Annotated in this window: 9 protein-coding genes and 1 pseudogene; 2 read left to right on the top strand and 8 right to left on the bottom strand. The window is 53.1% G+C overall.

The features are described from left to right. Positions 1-161: 161 nt before the first annotated feature. The 3 genes and pseudogenes from ACR0NA_RS16350 to ACR0NA_RS16340 form a co-directional block, all read right to left on the bottom strand. Positions 162-2,984: an autotransporter outer membrane beta-barrel domain-containing protein gene (locus ACR0NA_RS16350; RefSeq protein WP_480730668.1), complete on the bottom strand. Its 2,823-nt coding sequence runs from the start codon at positions 2,982-2,984 to the stop codon at positions 162-164. A gap of 121 nt (positions 2,985-3,105) precedes the next feature. Continuing rightward, positions 3,106-4,167, bottom strand: a pseudogene (locus ACR0NA_RS16345) (TIGR03032 family protein). A 203-nt stretch (positions 4,168-4,370) separates the two neighbouring features. Continuing rightward, complete coding sequence (locus ACR0NA_RS16340; protein WP_480730666.1) at positions 4,371-9,188, bottom strand: beta strand repeat-containing protein; 4,818 nt, start codon at positions 9,186-9,188, stop codon at positions 4,371-4,373. A gap of 426 nt (positions 9,189-9,614) precedes the next feature. Between ACR0NA_RS16340 and ACR0NA_RS16335 the strand changes: the two genes are divergently transcribed. After that, positions 9,615-10,568, top strand: coding sequence for a winged helix-turn-helix domain-containing protein (locus ACR0NA_RS16335; protein WP_480730664.1), 954 nt, complete (start codon positions 9,615-9,617; stop codon positions 10,566-10,568). 445 nt (positions 10,569-11,013) lie between these two features. After that, positions 11,014-12,606 (top strand): hypothetical protein, encoded by a 1,593-nt coding sequence (locus tag ACR0NA_RS16330; protein WP_480730662.1) that lies wholly within the window; start codon positions 11,014-11,016, stop codon positions 12,604-12,606. A 97-nt stretch (positions 12,607-12,703) separates the two neighbouring features. Here the strand turns inward: ACR0NA_RS16330 and ACR0NA_RS16325 are convergent, their stop codons facing one another. From ACR0NA_RS16325 to ACR0NA_RS16305, 5 genes are all read right to left on the bottom strand, one after another. After that, positions 12,704-13,999, bottom strand: coding sequence for a phospholipase D family protein (locus ACR0NA_RS16325; RefSeq protein WP_480730873.1), 1,296 nt, complete (start codon positions 13,997-13,999; stop codon positions 12,704-12,706). 221 nt (positions 14,000-14,220) lie between these two features. Then, positions 14,221-16,560: a mechanosensitive ion channel family protein gene (locus tag ACR0NA_RS16320; RefSeq protein WP_480730660.1), complete on the bottom strand. Its 2,340-nt coding sequence runs from the start codon at positions 16,558-16,560 to the stop codon at positions 14,221-14,223. Between the two features lie 196 nt (positions 16,561-16,756). Continuing rightward, positions 16,757-17,455, bottom strand: a complete 699-nt coding sequence (locus ACR0NA_RS16315; protein WP_480730658.1) for a GAP family protein — start codon at positions 17,453-17,455, stop codon at positions 16,757-16,759. 124 nt (positions 17,456-17,579) lie between these two features. Then, a complete protein-coding gene (locus tag ACR0NA_RS16310; RefSeq protein WP_480730656.1) occupies positions 17,580-18,137 on the bottom strand; it encodes a hypothetical protein in 558 nt (185 codons plus the stop codon). Between the two features lie 42 nt (positions 18,138-18,179). After that, a complete protein-coding gene (locus ACR0NA_RS16305) occupies positions 18,180-19,907 on the bottom strand; it encodes an amidohydrolase (protein WP_480730654.1) in 1,728 nt (575 codons plus the stop codon). Positions 19,908-19,975: the final 68 nt, after the last annotated feature.

The following is a 19,975-nucleotide window of genomic DNA, read 5'->3' as shown; positions in this document are numbered from 1 at the left end:
CAACGGGCTCAGTGCTGCCGTTCTCCGCAGCTTGCATGATTGACTGGTCGCAGCCCTTAGCGGACATGCGTCGAACGTGAAAAGCAAAAGCTCTTTGATTCCAATCTTAATTTTCAAGCCTTTGTGCGGGAACTCGAAGAATCTGAGCTGTTTCGATGGTCTCAGAACCGAATTTCAAACCCGACATTTCCGCCAAAGGCATAGTCGCTGGAATTGCTGCCCAACCCCGTTTCTCCGCTAATCTCTCCGAATAGCGTTGTTCTGGCGGATAATGCCAAATGACCCCCAACCGTCAGAGCAGCGGTGTTCTTGCCGCGCGCAGTCACGATGGTGTTTCGGGCAAAGGTCACAGCGGTTTCGTTGTCGAAAGCATGGTAGTAATCGATTTGACCATACAGCACAGACTTGCCCACAAAATCGCGCTCGGCACGCAAACCAAGGCGCGCGGTCAGGGTGCCCCCGTCTTCCAGCGAACCGGATTGGCCACCGCCGGCCAGATTGATGACATTGTCAGTATTGATGTCGCTGTACATTAGTTGCGCTTGTGGGACTAACGTCAGTCCGTTCTGCAGATCGAAGGGTTTGCCAACTTCGACAGACAAGCCATACCCGCGACTATCGGTATCAACCCCAACTCCACCGCTTGGTCGGGTGGTGCTGTCAAAATAAGCGTAGCGAATTTGCCCGTCGATATAGAGCTGGCTGTTCGCGATCCATAGCGCGCTGAGCGTTGCGTCATAGGCGTCGGTGTCGATGTCTGCACTGGTCAGCGTTGTGGTTACATTCGTCGACAGGCTACTGAAACCGAACTCTAACCCGCCGATCAACTGACCACCGGCAACCCCGGCCAGCGGCAGACCCGCGCCAAAGCGCAATCCCCCGCTATTGGTTTCCACATCGCGGTCATCGAAAGTGTAGCTATCGCGTTGACCTTGAGCCTCTACCCAGACCAGAGGGCGTGTAGTCGAGGTTAGCTCGTTCAACGCGCGACTGACTGTGTTGGCCTCGGACGCACCCTGCCGCGTGGCGCTCATGATCCGTCGTAGTGCTGAACCAAAGGTTAATTGGTCACTGACCTGTTGCACGCCTGCGGCCAGGAATTCGCCGCCGGGGTTCTGATTGACCTCGCTGGGATCGCCACTATTCGAGCCTGAGTTGCCGAACGGTGTCAGGATGAACTCACCAGAGACGGCGTCATATTCCAGAACATACGCGATCTCTCCGTCGCTGATCGCCTGATCGCCGTCATTGGTAACAAAATCGGCGTTGACCAGCTGGAAATCTCTTTCGGTGCTCACGCCGGTAGCCGTGGCCAACGTAAAATTATGCACGGTTCCATTGCCGCTGCCGGATTTGGTCACTTGCAAACCCTGACGGGCCCCTGCGCTGTCACCTTGCACGAAAACCTGATCATTCGTGCCGGTGCTCAGGTTCACATCCAATCCGATAATGCCGTTGCCCGACAGGTCTGCGCCAAAAGTCAGCCGGTCGCCGCTTTGCCCATCGGCCAGCGAGATCAGACCGTCATTGAGGACATTACCGCTCAGCACAGCGTTGCCCAGCCCAGCGGCCCCGGCCAGGAATTGGCCAGTTGCATTCACCTGCAGATCACCGCCAAAGCTAAAGTCCGCGTTCTGCGCCGTAATGGTTGCGCCTCTGTCTATCAGAATCGACTGTAACGCCCCCGCATCCACGCTGTTCAGTGTCAAGTCGCTGTCGTTATTGGCGTTCAGCGTTTCCCAGTTGGTGAACAGGGACCCGTCGAAGGTTCCCGAAAATCCCGAGAGAGTAAGTTCGTCTTCGGTACCGCCGCCGCCATCGAACAGGGTTGCGGCGCTGATATCGGCACCACTTTCAATCGTCAGGGCGTCTTTGCCGTCATTAAGACGGACCGCACCACTGAGGGTTGAGCCCGACCGCAAAGTTACCTGACTGTCGCCTTCATTGTTTTGGATCGCTTCGCCCGAAGAGGCAGAGACCGAAGCGCCGTTTTGCAAGTCAATCACTGTCAGCTGGCCAGCATTCGTTCTGGTGCTGACAGCCACGCTTGAAAACCGCCCCCGCAAGTCGCCAGACGCGGTTATGGTCAGGGTGCCTGTCCCATAGTTCCTTGCATTGATAGCGCCGGCACCCGAAACATCACCCGTTGTGGTAATCGAAAGATCGGTGCCGAAATTTCGAACATCTATGCCGGTCGAGCCGCCCGAGACATCCACAGCTACAATCGTCGTCGCGCCCACTCCGTAATTTATGGCGGAAATCCCATTGTGGGCACCATTAACGGTTCCTGAAGTAGTAATTGACAGATCACCGGAAAAATTTGCCGCAAAGACAGCATTTCCGAGAGTGCCGGTTACGTCAGCGGCTGTTATAGTCAGATCTCCATCGCCTTCATTGACCGCGACAATACCTGCAAGATTGCCCTGAGTGGTTCCTGTAGAGGTAATGGACAGACTGCCTGAACCGCCATAATTCCTTGCATTTATAGCGTAGTATGCGGTTCCGCGCGTATCGGCTGTGTTGATGGTCAGGCTGCCTGAACCATTCTGCCTGCCATAAATTCCGGTGACACCGCCATTGGCCGATCCGTTCGTCGTAATCGTCAGATCGCCGCTGTAGGCCGCGCCAATATGCGCGTTTTTCCCTGTGGAACCGACTGTAATCGTCGAGTTTCTGGCATCGCTGAAGGTGATCTCCTCGCCAATCAAGTTAAGTGTGCCGCCGCTTGAGACATCCAACCCAAAACCAGGTGTGGTAGAAACCGTGAGGGGACCATTGTTGGAAAAAGACTGAGTGGTATCCATACCCGGAACAGCAGGGCCAACGCACACGACGTTTCCACCACCGGAATCCGAGCAACTGCCCGCCCGCACAGCGCCACCGCCAATTTTAACCGTCACTCCAAGGGCAATGGCCGACACACCCGACAGAACACTCCCTGACGTGGGCGCATAGCTGGCGATCTGCCCCTTGTGCTTGGTCATCCGCCCCCCCTGAGCAGGGCAATCGGATTGCGTGCCTGCGCGGTGTCACTGCTCGTGGTTTTCATGGCTACTATCCCTGATTATTCGGCTTTGTGAGGTTGTTGGCTGTGCATTTGAGCGGCTAACCGGGATTCGGCATGGTCACCAACGATGTGGCTTCCGATGTGCCTGGTGCCACGGCCAGCGGGCACAAGTGGCCCGTCAAAAGCTCCAGATCAAAAAGCTCGGACACCGCTCCGTCGATACGCAGCCAGTCGACGCAGGACTTGGTTTCCAGATCGATGATTTGAATACCGCACCAGGGGTCGCTATCGGCCTCAGCCAGACGGGCGTCCAATTCCAGCCCCTCGAACCGCGCGTAACTCGGCTTTGACAGACCGACAAAAGCGAACCGCCCGTGAATGGCCAGCCCGCGCGCGAAACCCGGGCAAAAGACATGCGGCACGCAGCGACCCATGCCATCGCTGCCAATCTCCACTTCTCCGAGTTCGCCACGGCCTGAGTTGAGCACTCACAGCCTCCAGCCATGCAGACGTGGTGAATGCGGCATCGAGAGGCCTTTACAGATGATCTGATTGGTATCGACATCGATCACGATGCCCCCATCAGCACGCCTGTCGCGCCAACCATCAATCGTGTCCGACCGGCTGATCGCTGTAACGTAACGGGGGCGCCCGTCCTGCATCGCCAGACCGTTCAAGTGGCACCGATCCTCGTCCACAAACGCTGAGATAAATGGCGGACGCCAGACCTCGTGGAAGCTGTGGCGGATATCGGGCGCGCCCAGACAATTGTATCAGGTGTTCACAAAGATAGACCGGCCTTCGGTATCGATGCCCAGATCGTGCGGATCCAGCCGCCCAGTGAACTCACTCTGACGCGGCACAAACCCCGCGTCGAATATCTCATTCATCCGCTCATGAGGTTCCAACACGTTTTGAAGGTGAAGGATCTGATCATCCGCTGCGATGGAAAGCCCATACTCCCCATGCCGATGCACTCCCATGGGGCGTGGGAGTGCCATCTGGTGAAGGTTGATCCCACCATCAGGTTTGACGCCGATCAGATAGAGCAACCCCGATTGATAAAAGGAGAAAACCAGAGACAGACCAAGCGCATTCAGCCGGGTCGCGAGGGAATAACGGGTTTCTGAAGCGCTTGTGTTTGGAGTTTTGTTTAGCACTTCAGACCCAGCGGATGGTATGCTCTTTCTGTGTTCATTTTGTTCTGCTCAGGGCGCCAAATGGTCAGGACCTATTGAGTGCTTGATCTGAGCGGAAGTCGTAGAATCCGGTTTGTAACCGACAGGGCGCGCCCTTCGGCATATCCGGAATAAGCAGAATGCCAGCCCCTGCAAGCTGGCATTCTCATTGTCTTTTCCCCGGTTCAGAACAACCATTTCAAACCGGCTTTGACAAAAGGTCCCTGTGCATCGGTGCCGATTTCCTGTTCTGCATTGACTTCCAATTTCAGGCCGGAGGCAAAGTCCATTTCATAACCGACCAGAACGCTTCCCCCCGTGAAATCCGTGCTTGGGAAGACCAGAGAATTTGTGGTTGAGAAAACAGAGACATTGGTCGACGAGTCACCCAGATTGCGCCTCAGAACACCGCTGAGTTGGCCGATCAGCGCACTACCTTTCCCGATAGTTTTTTCAGCCTCGACCCCAAGCCGGGCCTCAACAACCTCGGTTGTTACATCGCCAACCGTTGCGTTCGCGAGTGAGCCCGTTTCCGTATAGCCGTCATCTTCCTGCCGGGTGTAGCGAACGTTTCCAAAGCCCAGCAGATCGAAATTGCCTTGCAAATCGAATGATCGTTCGACCCCGACGCTCAATGTGTACAAGGTCGAGTCATAGCCGCCCTTGGCATCTGGGCTGCCAATGATTTCCCGGGTCTTGTCAGTCGACAAAAAACCCACGCCCAGATCCGCCTCGACCGTATAAGCACCAAACTGGCGGCCAGCCGCAAAGTTCAGATAGAAAGCATTGGTATCGAACGATGTTCCGTCATTATTCCCATCGGCGGTGAACACACCGATGCCAAATGCCAGGGCCGTTCCGTTGTCCAACTGGCCCGAGAAGCCGAAGCTGCCGTTCAGGATATCGACATCCGTGTCGGGACTACCGGATTGCTCGAACTGTTTCGCTTGCGCGTCAGCCATCACGTAAGGACGGAACGTGTTCACAAAGCTGTCCCCGAACGAAAGTCCGCGCGTAACCTGAGCCGGAGCGTTATAGCTAAGCGCCTGCCCGGCGCTTCCGACCACTTCGCCATAAGTTGCAATGACGTCGCCCGGTATGAACAAGTCCGCAGAATCGACGCTTGCGTAGATCGGGTTGGACCCGCCTTCATCCTCGACGAACCACGCTGATCTGCCGTCTGACACTGATGTTGTGAAAGTGCCGGTATCGGTGTCCGCGTCCTCGAAATAAAACACGGTGCTGTCGCCGCGCGCATCGAGGTTCACATCATGCCCGGCGACCCGCATCGTGCCTGTCACCCGGTCCTCGGTGTCGACGTTCAGAGTGCCGTTCCCGCCTTCCAGGAAGATCGCATAGGCATCGCCGTTTTCCGATTTTGCGGTAACAGTGCCCACATCAGTAATTTCGCCGTCAAAGTGCCCCACATAAATTCCAATGGCATCCGCTCCGTTGCCCGAGGCCGACGCAGTGATTTCGCCGCTGTTGGCGAGGTTACGTTGCATGCCTTCAACGTGGATACCAAAGGCCTCGGCTTCGTCGCCGGAAACGGATGCGCTGATCTTACCGCTGTTGGTCAGGTTGCGCTGCAGGTCGCCGGTGAGTATGCCAAAGGCATCCCCCCGACTGCCGGACGCCACTGCGCTGATCGTACCGCTGTTGGTAATTTGGCCCGGCGTGCCTTCGAGATAGATTCCCATAGCATCCGCATCAGAACCTGACGCCGAGGCAAAAATCGCGCCGTTGCTGGCTAGATCACCCTGCATGTCTTCAACATGGATACCAAAGGCGTCCGCCCCTACCCCGGAAACCGAAGCGCTAATTGATCCGCTGTTGCTGATTGCACCGGATGTTTCACCGATGAAAACTGCAGTTGCCGTGGTGGATGCCGTGCCGGATTGGGCATTCGCCGCAATGGCCAGGATCGTGCCGCTATTGGCGAAATCCCCATCTAGCGTATCGGTAATACTGATACCTGCCGCGTTCATGAAGGAACCGTCGCCTCTGGCGGTTGCGATTAGCGTGCCAGAGTTTTCAACATTTCCAGTTTGCGTACCGACAATCGTCACGGCTCCGGCACTTCCTCCAACACCGCTATTAAGGTTTTCGACAGTTGCGGTAATGGATCCCGAATTGACCAGATCACCGACGAAGCTGTTGTTCAATACCATTCCATAAGCAAAGGCAGAGGACGCTCCATCAACGGAAGCCGAAATCGTGCCACTGTTGGATAACGTGCCGTTCATACTGCCGCTGATATTGATGCCAGTAGCCGTTGCGCTACCGATCCGGTTGCCGGTGACAACCGCGCTGATTGTTCCGGTGTTCCTGATGTCAGAGTCAGCGTCTCGACGGATAAAGATTCCCGTCGCGGAGGCGTACGAACCTTGTTCACTCTCAGTACGGATCATGATCGATCCGGTGTTGAGGATATCACCGTTTTCACCCAGGTTCCCACGGATCGCGAGTCCGTACGCACCTGCATAGTCTGCGCTTCCAGTGATATTTGCTACAATTGTCCCGGAGTTTTCAAACGCACCGTTCAAATCCCCTTCAATATAGGTTCCGTAGGCAGTGGCAGATGAACCATTATCTAATCCCGCGGACGTGTTGATGGCTCCCGAGTTGCTGATGTCTCCGGTCACATCACCATCAACGAAGAGGCCATAGGCATAGGCTTCGACCGTTTGATCCGTGGCAGTTGCGGTTATTGAACCTGAGTTGGTGAAGTCGCCATTGAAGTCATTTCTGAAATAGAAACCAGCAGCCTCCGCCGATGTCGCTTTGTCAGTTTTGGCAAATACGGTGCCACTGTTTGTAATGTTTCCATTCACGTCTCCGGTGATATTAACACCGTACGCTTTTACATCACTGTCTGTGGCATTTGCTGTGGCCGTGATTACCCCAGTGTTTGAGAAAGACCCGTTCAAACCGGAGCTCAAATACAGGCCATAGGCATCGGCGTCATTGCTTGGGGAACTTGCTGAAGCCGAGACAACCCCGGAATTTGTCAGATTACCGTTCAGATCATCTACGACGTAAACGCCATAAGCTTCGACGTCATCACCCACGGAATCTGCTGTCGTGACGATAGAACCGGAGTTCGAAAGAGCCCCGTTCAATTCTCCATCAAGGTAGAAGCCATACGCCTCAACATCACTGTCCCCGGAACTTGCAGCAACCGAGATTGAACCCGAATTCGAAAAATTGCCGTTCAGATCGCTTTGAAGATGAAAGCCCGAGGCCGTCACGATGCCGCTTGAGGCCACGGTCGCTTTTACAGTCACCGTCCCGCTATTGGTTATATCGCCCTGCACCAAATCTTCTATGAGAACAGCGGCTGCCAGAGGATCACGTGGAAACGGGGGTGTTCGGAACGGGAGAGAGAACTTCCCGTTTGAAGCGACGGTAAGACTTCCGCTGTTCGTGAAGTTGCCCGTCAAACCCTCTCGGAGGTAATACGCTATTGCCGTCGCCGAGCTGGAGCCACCGGCAGTTGCTACAACCTTCCCACTGTTTGTGATATTGCCTGTGACATCGTCGCTGATAAGCACTCCGGTCGACCGTGCTTTGCCGTCAATGTCAGTCACATCAGCACTGATGATGCCCGAGTTACTAAAGTTCCCATCCAGCCTGTCATCTATGCGAACGCCATAAGCTTCTGCATCATCGTTCGTCGTTTTCGCCGAAGCCGCGATAGAGCCAGAGTTCGAAAAATTTCCCTCCATATCATCGTCGATATAAACGCCATATGCATCGGCATCTTGGTCGACTGACGTAGTCGATACCGTGATAGAACCGGAGTTCGAGAAACTCGCCTCAAGATCATTGCCGACATAAAGCCCATAGGCCTCGGCGTCATCGTTTGGAGAACTTGCTACGACAGATATCGAGCCGGAGTTCAGAAAAGCCCCGCCAAGATCTTGAGCGACGTAAAAACCGCTGGCCACCACGCTGCCGCTGCTGACATTGGTCGCTTCGACGGTGACGGACCCGCTGTTGACTATGTCTCCACTCAGGTATTCTTCTACATAAACCGCTGCGGCTGCCGGTTTCCCGCGAGAGGGAGGCGGCCCAGGCCGGGAAAATTGTTCAGTCGCAGTCGCTGTCAAGCTCCCAGTGTTGCTGAAATTGCCGTTCAGGTTGTATTCCAGATGATACGCATAAGCCTTGACCGTCGCCGAGTTGCCAGCTGCATGTGCCGTAACAGTTCCGCTGTTGTTGATATTACCGGTAACGTCGTCGCGGATTCGAACACCCGCCGCCTGCGCAAAGCTGCCATTGTCCGTTGCAATGGCGCTGATCGTGCCCGAGTTGTCGAGGTTTCCGTTCAGTTCATCTCTCATCAGGATGCCGGTCGCAGCCAACGTCGACGCGTTGTCAGCTATTGCCTGAATTGTGCCACTGTTGATGACATCGGTATCAACGTTGGCAAAGAATACCATACCTGTTGCCGAAGCCTCGCTGAACGCTCCTGAAGCGATGGCCGAGATAACCCCGGAGTTTTGAATCGTTGCGGTTGAAGTGGCGGGACCGCCAACTAAAACCCCAACGGCAGATACCAATGCCGTGGCGTTGTCTGCCTTGGCCGTTATTGCGCCGGTGTTAAGAAGAGCACCATCGACTTGTCCCAAAACAGAGACGCCATACGCTTCGGCCCGGGCTCCGCCGTTGAAGTCAGTTTCGATCGTACCGTTATTCACAATTTGACCAGTCGATTCCAAATCGCCGGACACAAACAAACCCGTCCCGAACAAACCACTGGAAGACGGTCTGGATATTGTACCATTGTTGGTGAAGGTGCTGCTGTAGTCGGTAGCAATCTCAACCGATGCGCCAACGCCTGTCGTTAAACTGACGGCGCCATCGGAAGTAATCGTGTGATCTGTGTCAGTAGTGAACGTTTCAGGTGTATTCTGTGGAGACGAAATGACATCCGCTGCCGCCATTCCAACGGACAGCGCGCCCACCGACACCGACGCCAGGAACAGCGAAGGTGCCATACTTGCCACTGTCCCCTTCCATTTCACTACTCGACCGCCACGGACCACGTGATTTTTTACGTGCCGCTTCAATTTGGTACTATTCACCGACTGATCCCCTTGGAATTCTTTTTGTCGTTTTAACCGGTCAAAGAGTTCGTCAACCCAGACCGGCGCCACTCGCGAAAACCGGCACTCCCGGAAGAACTCGAAAGGACAAACTCATAAACCGACATCTTCAAGGGTCCTGAAACCACCTTTGCCTGTGCTCTCAGACTATTCTTTCAATGCCCGTTAAGCGCGAAGTAGCTTGTGTTTTCTACACGCCACACGCCTTGGGAATCTCCACTCGCAAATCCCATTTTTCTAACTTGAAGTTGAGTTTAGATGTGGAATCACACGAGAATTACACCTAAACGCAAAGTAGAGCGGCAAGAGATAGAGCAGATGAACTATAATCCCCATTTGATCAGCTATGGGCCCTGGAGTTTCGACGCTGCGCGAAATCTGCTGTATGTCGGCGGCGAGGTTGTGCGGTTGCAGCGGGGCGTCTTGCAACTGTTTCAATACCTGGTGCGCCGAGAAGGCGACGTGGTTACGAAAGACGAACTCATCGAAGCCGTTTGGAATGGCCGCGAAGTTTCCGATGCCGCTATGTACAATCGGGTCACTGCGTTGCGAAAGGCACTCGCAGATGACAAAGGACCAGAGCGTTGCATTCAATGGGAATATGGCCGAGGCCTGCGTTTTGTTCGCCCCAATGGCTCTCGAACCGAAAACGCTGTTGCGGCGCCAGAGATTACGCCGTCTTTGAAGACCAATGATCAACAAACTCCTGCTGAAAAAGGTAATTCCTTCGAACAACAGAGGCAATTTGTTGGGGTCAGTCCACTCAAGGACTGGCGGTACATTCTAGGGATTTACAACACGTTTTACCGCACCCCATCATGGCCCAACGCCATCAAAGTTGGTGTGACTGTGCTGAAAGAAATCGATGGTCAAGTCGCCGTTTGGACGTCGGAACGCGGTGAAGACCGCAAGGTCGGCACACGGCAAAGAGCACGCTATCGAGGCTCTGCAGTTTTCATAAACGGACGCGTGTATGTAACGGAACAAAACTCGGAACCGCCGCATTCTGTGTGCCAGTTAACTCTGGATGCGCCTCATTCTTACAGACCCGATATTATGACGGGCTTGATGCATGGAAGTTCATGGCGGTTGGGCGGCGCACCATACGCTACAAGAGTGGTTTGGCGTCGGGTGCCACCTGGAACGAACCTGCGGGCAGCACTTAAAATGTCAGGTCCGTATCCGGAAAACACCGATCTTATTGAGCCTGCAATCCTAAAAAGCGTCGGATCCGATTGCCTGACGTTTCATGAGCAGACGAGTGCGCTTTGAGGATGCCGATTAGTAAACAGGTTGTAAGTCTACATTCGTGTGATCATAGCTGAATGCCCGCGTAAGTAGTGGTTGCGCACTCTAGATCGATGATCTGCCGCAATCACGATCCAATTAGTTTTGCTCGCGAAAGCAGAGCTCAGAGGCAGCGCAACAGGCAGTGATTGCACTGTCGCAAAGGCCTCCAAAACTGTTCATCAACGTTTTGGTTGGTTTCCGAATTAAGACCCATTGGAGGGAACAATCCTTGCAGGTGCTATACCTTCGCTGCGAGGAAACTGTGTACCAGGGGTGAAGAATCTTCCGGATAGATTTCAATAAATGACAACTGATGCTCATGGCCTGCAATATTGTCCTGCTGTGAACTTTGGGTCGCATCTACAAATTTCTGGCTAGGCAGGTGAGGCGTGTCGGTAGGTATTTACATATTGCGTTTCAGTAATCTTTGCTGACAGATTTGGTATCGAGACGGATCAGGAGAATGTTAATGGCCAGTACCGTCAACCAAGCCAACGTTTTGGACCAGTTGGAGCAGATTGTTTCATCCAAGGATTTCCAGGGCAGCGCACGGACAAAATCGTTTCTGGAACACCTTGTTCGACTGGAGCTTGAGGGACGGGGCGATGAGTTGCGCGGAACAGCTCTGGCCATGGATGTATTTGGAAGAAGCGCCGATTTTGATCCCAATGTAGATCCGATCGTTCGTATCGAGGCCGTCAAGCTTCGCAAGGCACTATATAATTACTATCTCACGGCCGGGTCTGCTGACCCAATATTGATAACGATCCCAAAGGGGCAATACCGCCCGCATTTTGATGCCAATTCAGAAAAGTCGGCGCCAGACATTCAAGCTCCGCCGGAGTCAGCTTGGCCTGTATTAGGAATCTGTGCCTTTGCCGGTTCGGACACTCCTCGAGCCAGACTTTTTCGCGACGGCCTTCCCGAAGAAATCGGTCTGGAGCTGTCACGCTTTGGCTACATCCGCGTTCTGACTGGATATCCGGGCGAGCTTGCAAACGAAGTACCGGAACAATTGAGGCCACATTGTGATTATCTGTTGGGTGGCACGGTACGTGAGGAAGCGGCCAGTTTGCGCCTGATCGTCCAGCTAAAGCGAACCAGTGATAGCAGTCTGGCTTGGTCTGGTCGGCGGGATATCAATCAAGATGACACTGATACATTTAGAGCTCAGGAAGAGATATCGAAACAATGTGCGGTGATACTGGCTGATGCTTATGGTGTCGTTGCCACAGATGCCGCGGAACAATTTGCGGGCCGGCAGGCCTCTGACAAACTGGTATTTGAGGCGTTGCTGGCCTTTCACGCCCACCTTCGCACGTCCAGATCGGGCAGCCTGAAGCAGATGGTAGATTTGGCAAAGATCGCGGTACAAGGCAATGAGTCCAGCGGACTAGCACATGCGCTGATGGCACTAGGGTACATAGAAGAAGTCGCGCTGGGGCAAAAACGTCTGGGCGCAATCCTGAACGCAGGACAGGCGCACGCCGACAAGGCCATCGCGCTTGAACCTCAATGTCCCGAGGCGTTGTATGCGGCTGCGATTTACTCACAAGTGGGCGGAGACAACCCAAGGTTTCAACGGCTGATTGACGCGGCCAGTCGCGCCAATCCCAACGGAGCTTTGCTGACAGCGTTGACCGGGGCATGGATTGCGCTTGTTGGCGACATCAAACTGGGTGGGCAAATGGTGCGACAAGCAATGGACGCCAATCCCATGTTGCCCATCTGGACGAATATCACCCTGTGCCTCGAAGATGTTGAAAACGGCGACTACATATCAGCTTCTGAAAAAGTGCGTTTGATTGATGCTCGTGAATATGCAAGCGATTGGCTTCTGATCGCTGCTATCCATGGGCTGGCCGGTGAAACGCAACTGGCACGGCAGGCATTGTCGAAAATTCCGACCCGCCATTTCACCTTGGAAGAATATCTTGATGATCTTCCGTATTCCTCCGGCCTCGTGGAGATGCTTCGTGAGGGAACAGGGATTCTGCGTTCGACCGAAACCGAGGAATAGCCAGACCTCTAAGGGAACCGGTTCGTCTAGGCGGCCGAACCACTCTGAAATCGGCGTTCAACGGTTAACCAGATGTGTGGTTTCGGGTAATATGCAGTCAAAGCTGGTTTTCGATTGGCAACCAACTGGATATTTTGGCCACCAGCTTGCGCCACAAACCTGCCGAAGGTTCTTTCGTCAGAGGTTTGCCTTCGCTTGACGCCAGATATTCCCATTGGGTCTTTCCATTATCTGATTGCGTCACCCTATAGGTGTAGATTGGCAGCGCAGCATCCAGCTGCGCGCTGATTTCCTGCGCCAGACTAGGACTGTCTATAACTAACCCGATTTCAGAGTTCTGCCGGATAGATCTGGGATCGACATTCGCGGAACCAACAAAAACATATGTCTCGTCGATCAGGGTTATTTTGGTGTGTAGGGTCAGTGGTGTTTCAACACCATCAACCGACGAAGGGACATCTGCCCGAACTTCGGCAATTCTTACGCCAGCCCGCAATAGCCGATCGCGGTAGCGCGCGTAATGACCATGCGTGTAGGGATGATTGGTTGAGGCAAGCGAGTTGGTCACGATGGTGACCTCAACACCCTTATTGACCAGACCTTCAAAAAACTCGGCGCCATAATCTTCTGGGATAAAATAAGGTGTCACCACCGTCACGCTGTCGGTGGCGCGCCCTAAAATGTTATAAAATGCATCCCCGACAGCAAATGGCCCGATGCCCGGGCGATTGCGCAGCTTATTCGGATTATCAGCAATGGTTCGCACATGACCGAAATGGACGGGCACCTGACCTGACTGGAGTTGACGCAAGTAGCTCGAGCCAAGCGCACGGTCATATACAGAAACTTCTTCGCCGAGTGTGCGGTTCTGAAACTGTTTGTAAGCTTCATTCAGTGGAACGATATCGCCGTCATCGAATGCTGCAATTGGCAGGGACCAACCATCGTTCCAATAGACGTCAAATGACTCGGATAATTCCTGAACCGCTTTGCCTGCGACGAACAGATCAAAATCGGCAAAGTCATACTTTGTCCCGATGCTGTAGTATTCATCGGCGATATTCCTGCCGCCCACGATCGCAAAACTGCCATCAGAGATCAGAACTTTATTGTGCATGCGCCGGTTCACGCGGCCAAAATCCAACAGGAAATTAACAGCGACAGGGCTGTTTCGGGACAGAGGGTTGAAGACGCGGATCTCAACATTCGGATGCGCGTTCAGGGTTGCAATCTGATCATCGCGCGCGGTGGTGAAAACGTCATCGAACAACAGTCTGACTTTCACACCTCGTTCCGCCGCAGAATACAGTGCCAGCCAAATCAAAGACCCCGCCAAGTCGGGTTTGATCAAAAAGGTTTGCAGGTCAATCGAGTTTTCCGCCGCTTCGATCATCCGAAGCCTGGCACCAAGCGCGTCATTGCCATCGAACAAGGGGGCCATTGCCAAATTCCGGCTGTCGTTGCCTGTAAGTTCAGTGACGATCCGTTGGGCCTGGGTGTCATCCGAGGTCAAGGCGCGTGAGGGCGTACGAGGCGTGTCAAATGGAACATAGGTGCAGCCAAAGACGGTCAGCAAAAGACCACATATGAGGAACAGTCTCGTCGAAATCCCCATCAGTTTTCCCGCTCAGCATTGGCGTCAGTAAGGTGAACGTCTCTCCGGGGAAAGGGTATCTCAATTCCTGCGGAATTCAGGTCCGCAAAAATACGAAAAAGCAGATCTGACTGGACCATCAGGATATCGTCAACATTCCTGAGGTAACACCGCAGTTCAAATTCCAGGGCACTTTCACCTATGCCCCGAAACAAAGCTTTGGGCGCCGGGTCTGCAAGGACTTCGACGTGATCGACGGCAGACTCTTCAAGTATGGACTTGGTTCGTTCCAGATCGCTGTCGAAGGCCACGCCAATTGGTATGATTAATCTGCTAACCCGCGATGTCAGGGTCAGATTCTTTACTGTGTTTGCGATCAGGTCTTGATTGGGAATAATGACCTCGTGCCGGTCAAAGGTCTCGAGCTGGGTCGAACGCACCGAGATTTTCTTGACCGTCCCACTGTGCCCCGAAACTTCGATCCAGTCCCCCACGGCGATCGGCCTTTCGAACAAGAGGATAATTCCAGAAATAAAGTTGGACACGATGGTTTGCAGCCCAAAACCGATCCCCAGTGACAATGCGCCTGCAATAACTGCTATGCTGGACATGCTCACCCCAGCCGTCGCCAAGGCGATAATCACAGCCAACGTGATACCGAAATAACCAACCCCGGTGACAAGTGCGTTTCGTGACCCAAAATCCAAGCGTGTTCGGGGCAGAACGTTGGAACGCAATGTGTACTGTGTCCAGCGCGTGACAAAGACACCCACGAACAACACGATTAAAAATGACGCAACGACTTTCAATGAGATACGGACGCCGTTCAGTTCCACCCCATTGACGATCCGGCGCCATACCTCTTGCAGATCGGCAACCTGAACGCCCCAGGCCAGAGCGGCAAAAGGCAAACTCAGAAAGATGATACCTGCCCCGACCAGCAGCGAAACCAATGGCAACACGGGCTCTGATTGTCCGACTAAACGCCCGGCGACAAATCGGATCGAAGCGTTGACAAAGTTGTAAAGCAGCAAGGAAAAACCAAGCAGTGCAATTGTCAAAACAGTCGCCGTCGCGATGTGCTGAGCCATGTTCACATAGCCTGTCAAAACAGAAACGATTGATGCCAAAGACATAACCCGAAGCAACAATCGCAACACGTTTGAATACCTGCGACTGCCAAACTGCGCAGACGTTTCATTGCCAAGCGGTTTCCCATTCTGATCTTCACCGCTGCCATCGGCCTTAAGGAGGTTGGACAACAACCACAGAACTAAAGCGGTCACCAATGTGATCGGTGTCGACAACAAAGCGATTGTTTCACTTTGAAGTGGGGATTCATTGTCGATCACGAATATCGTAAAGGAAACGGCCGAGAGCGAGCCAAGAAGCAGACATAACCAAACAGCCGCCCGGGCTTCCTGATCGTTGACGTCAACCAGTCGGCGGCTGGGCGCCGAGGGCGCAAAAATCGTTTGGCCCATCCAGTACCCGCAAATAGCAAGTAGCAGGGTGTATGAGAAAAACTCACCTGCGAAGATTTCTGAGCGTAGCTGAAACCCAAGCGACATGGGTATCATTGCCAGACTGATAGCTCCGATCAGAGGTGTGGCAAAATTAGATACTGTCGTGATGGCAACCCAAAAGGATTTGTTTAGTCCGATGGCGTCTTCGACATGGGTGTTCAGGCTATGTAAAATCCTAGGCTGAACTCTGAACAACATTACGATCCCGAATACTGTTAATATCACCGCAAGGATGAGGCGGGCAATGCCGTATTGCCAACGCTGCCCATTGGATTTCACAATGGTAAGGAAGTCACTCGAAAACTCAGACTCTGCCTTCAAGAGTTCGTGGATTCCCGTTTGAATCGTTGTCGGTTCCAGAACGCTTGCGGTGCGCGTGAACAGGGATTCCAGTTGCCGATTTCTAAGGTGGCGATCCAGTTCCCATATCAGAAGTTCCACCTGTATCAGCACTTCGCGAGCTTCCCGGGTCGGCTGATCCACTATTGCTAGCTGGTCGTTCAATTCCTGACGTCGCTGCGCAATAGCCTCTGCCTCAACCCGATCGGTCGAGGGGGCAGGCCCCAATGCATTGATCTTTGCCTGAATTCGACGTATCGCGAGTTGATCCGAGTCAACAAATCCCGACGCTTTTTCGCGCAGCTCAACCAATTGCTTACGTAACAGCTTGAGGATTTCGGAGGATGTTGAACTAGCTTCGATTATTTCAGTGGCGCCGTTCAGTATGTGAGTGGCATCCGCATAATCAAAATCAATGGAATCTGCCGGTTGCGCAAGCGTCGCAACGCCCCAAAACAAATGGAGGGTTAAACCAATGACGGTCGCAAGTCCCAAGTTCCTTGATGCTATACTTCGGATCATCTTGAACCAATGTTCAGAAAACAAAAATCAAATTGCAATAACAGAATTTCATTAGCTTGTTGCTGCGTGTGCAGGCGAAGTGGAAATACGAACATATCACCGACGACAGCCAGAACTAAAACGATCTCGAAATTTCGAAAACAGATTTTGGACCGTTGCTACTGTCATTTCAGATTAACCCTGACCCGGTAATAAAGTACTTTATTGCGTCAGCAATAAATGCAAATCCCAACACGGCAAACAACAGCGGCACGAGCCAGGATGCTGTGGAGCCAATAAATTGGTTTAGTGATCTCAGCCGCTCAAAGATCGAATGGCCCCAGAATGAATAAGCCAGAGGAATTATCAAAAAAGGAAGCGCGTAGAGCAGGTTGTAGATCAATAACCCCAGCATTTTCGATTGCACGTTGAACCGGTACATCTCGTTGATGAAGCCAAAATAGGGAACTGCAAACGGAATCCCAACAACGCAAATTGTTGCGCCCATAACGAATGTTGGCCATACACCATCATTCTTTTGATGTGTCTTTGATCTGTCCAATTGCTGGGCCATTGCAGCACTTGTACTTACTTTGAACGCAAGCGCTACCAGCACAATTCCCAGCAACAGGCCGATAATGAAGTTAATTCTTGTCGGGTTTATAAATCCATTGACAATAAAATTTGTTACCGGGGAAATGAACTCTGCCAGCCCGTAGATGATCAAAATTCCGAATGCTAAGTATGCAATGGTATGGCCCAGAATAAGCACAAGGCAGTTAGCGACTGGCCTGTTTCCGGTTAGCGTAAAGGCGACCGCTGCCAACAGAACTGGGCTTGCAACATCAACAAGCAAGATCGGTATTGATATGATCCATATATCGCTCATTTCACGGCCAAGTTGTTTTGACAGGACACTTTTGAACAGCTGGTGGCCAATCGAAGAAGTGAAGCCTGAAAACGAACCGGATCACTCTTAACCGGAAACGTGGCGAAACGTTGAGCGCAGGTCTTCAGTGCCGCAGCGAAGCATTGGACATCGTACCGAAAAGTCCGTCAAACGTTTCACCAGCCTGAGGCGTTGCCAAAATTATAAGATCGTTTTCGAGCATGGCATCATATGCAAGAGCATGCCGCCAACCCGAATGAAGGACATTCACCGTTGTCGTGACATCGTAGTTTGAGATGGATTTGATCTCGGCGGCTGAAATGATCTCCGGTGCCTTATCGCCACCGTAGAAGCGTATGGCAGCGACTTCGATGGCCAGAAGAACGGTAAAAGTTTCTCCTTCACGCAATTTGCCGGATATTGCAGGAGCCATCTCTTGTGCAAGTTTGTTCAAGGATTTGATGGACCAGGAATGGTACGAGACACCGGGCCTTCCCACGAAAGGTCTAGCCTGCACAATTCCGGCCTTTCTAGCAGCCAGATCCGCCTGAAAGGCTAACTTGGCGTCGGGGTGATGTTCGAACAGAAGGGCCCAGAGCATCGGGTTACCACAGGCCATGGATTGCCCTGCCCCGCCAAGCATCAGACATGCAGCCAGCAAAGCCCGAATTATTTTTTTCATCTCATTTCTCCTTCCGGAGTCGAAATGCCAGAGTGAGAACACTTACTGCTTCGTATGGTCCCAAGTCAGATTGCCATCCATAATGGTGTATAGCACCTCAACCTCATGGATCGTGCTTGGGTCAATGTCGTAGAGATTTTCTGAAAGCACTACCAAATCCGCGAGCTTGCCGACTTCGATGCTGCCAATTTCGTGATCGCGACCCATACCATACGCTGCGTTGATCGTGTTCGCGCGAACTGCGAGGTCGACTGGCACACGTGCTTCCTCGCCACCCAGCGGCGGAACGTCGTCGCGTCCCGGAAGCTGTCGCATCACCGCGGTGCGGATCGCCACCAACGGGCGGTATTCCGAGATATAGCCTGCGGCAGGCCAGTCCGAGCCCAAGGACACGTTTCCACCGGCCTCTGAAATCGCCTTCATCGGAACATACCTCTGAATCCGTTCTTCACCAAGGCGCGACACAGATATACTTGCTAACGATGGATCACGGCTCATCCATGCGCCGGTGGAGTCCCACGTCACGCCAAGTTCCCCAAAGCGTGGAATATCATCGGGATGAACCAGCATCGCATGGCTGATCACATTGCGCCGATCACGCGGCGGGTTCTGCTCAATTGCCATCTCAATAGCATCTAGAACTGCCCGCACTGCGGCATCCCCAAAGCAATGGCAAACGATGTTGATGCCAGCCGCATCCGCGCGCACCACGGCATCGTTCAAGACGTCATAAGGAATAATGGGGGATGGGTCAGCGTCTGGGTTGTCACTGTAGGGTTCGGTGTAGAGAGCGCTATAAGCATCGTCGCCACCGTCCATGTTGATCTTGAGGCCTCGTGCGGTGACAAACTCGGAGTTGAATTGCTCCCTTATGGACTCGACAAAAGGGATCGGGTCAATGTTTGGATCATTCCAATAGAAATTGCCCTGAACCCGTATCGGAAGGTCACCGGCCTCGGCCAGATCCGTCATCAATTGGAAACCTTCCTCCATACCAAGGCCCTGAATACCATAGTCATGAGCAGTCGTAATTCCGGCTGCCGCGAACCGAGGCAACCATTCACGAACTCCAGCCTCAGTGTATTCAATATTCAGATCAATCAGTTTCGAGAGCACCTGCAACTGCGCTGGAACTTCAACGATCCAACCGGCGGGCGTGCCGTCTTCGTTTCTGCGGAAGTAAGAGAATCCTGGTACAGTTTCAGGCGTATTTTCATCGACACCGGCGATTTCGAAGGCCTTGGAGTTCACCCAGGCCTGATGACCGTCCACACCCCAGAGGTATATCGGGCGTTCAGTGTCGATTTCGTCCAGCATCTCCTTGGTGCCGTAGCCGTCTTCCCAAAGGTGGAGCCGCACGCCGTAGCCGTGAATGATTGGAAGATCCGGGTTTTCTTCGGCATAAGCCCGCACACGCTCAAGGATACCGTCGACGTCGTCGACCTGGAGGTCCACCCCTCGCATAATCAGCGCACCGGCTGTGGGATGCATGTGCCCCTCAACAAAGCCAGGAAGCACCATGTTGCCTTCGAGGTCGATCACCTCAGTGCCGATCCCAATAACATTCGCAAGACCTGCCGCGTCACCGACATAAACGATTTCGTTTCCTTTAATCCCAATGGCTTCGGCAACGGTTCCTGCCTCATCCATAGTGTGGATTTGGCCATTAATGAGCGCATAGTCCGTTGATGGGTTTAGGCGTGCAGTTTGAGCAACAGAGTTTGTGGCGAGAGAGGTTAACAAGCCAACTGTCATCATCGTCAACTTCATCGTTCGCACTCCCAAACCCAACGAAAACCTCAATTAAAAATGAAACATAATATGTGCATGTCAAATGA

The sequence above is a fragment of the Ruegeria sp. C11 genome (genome assembly GCF_056537725.1).
This window is presented reverse-complemented; position numbering and strand designations above follow the sequence as displayed.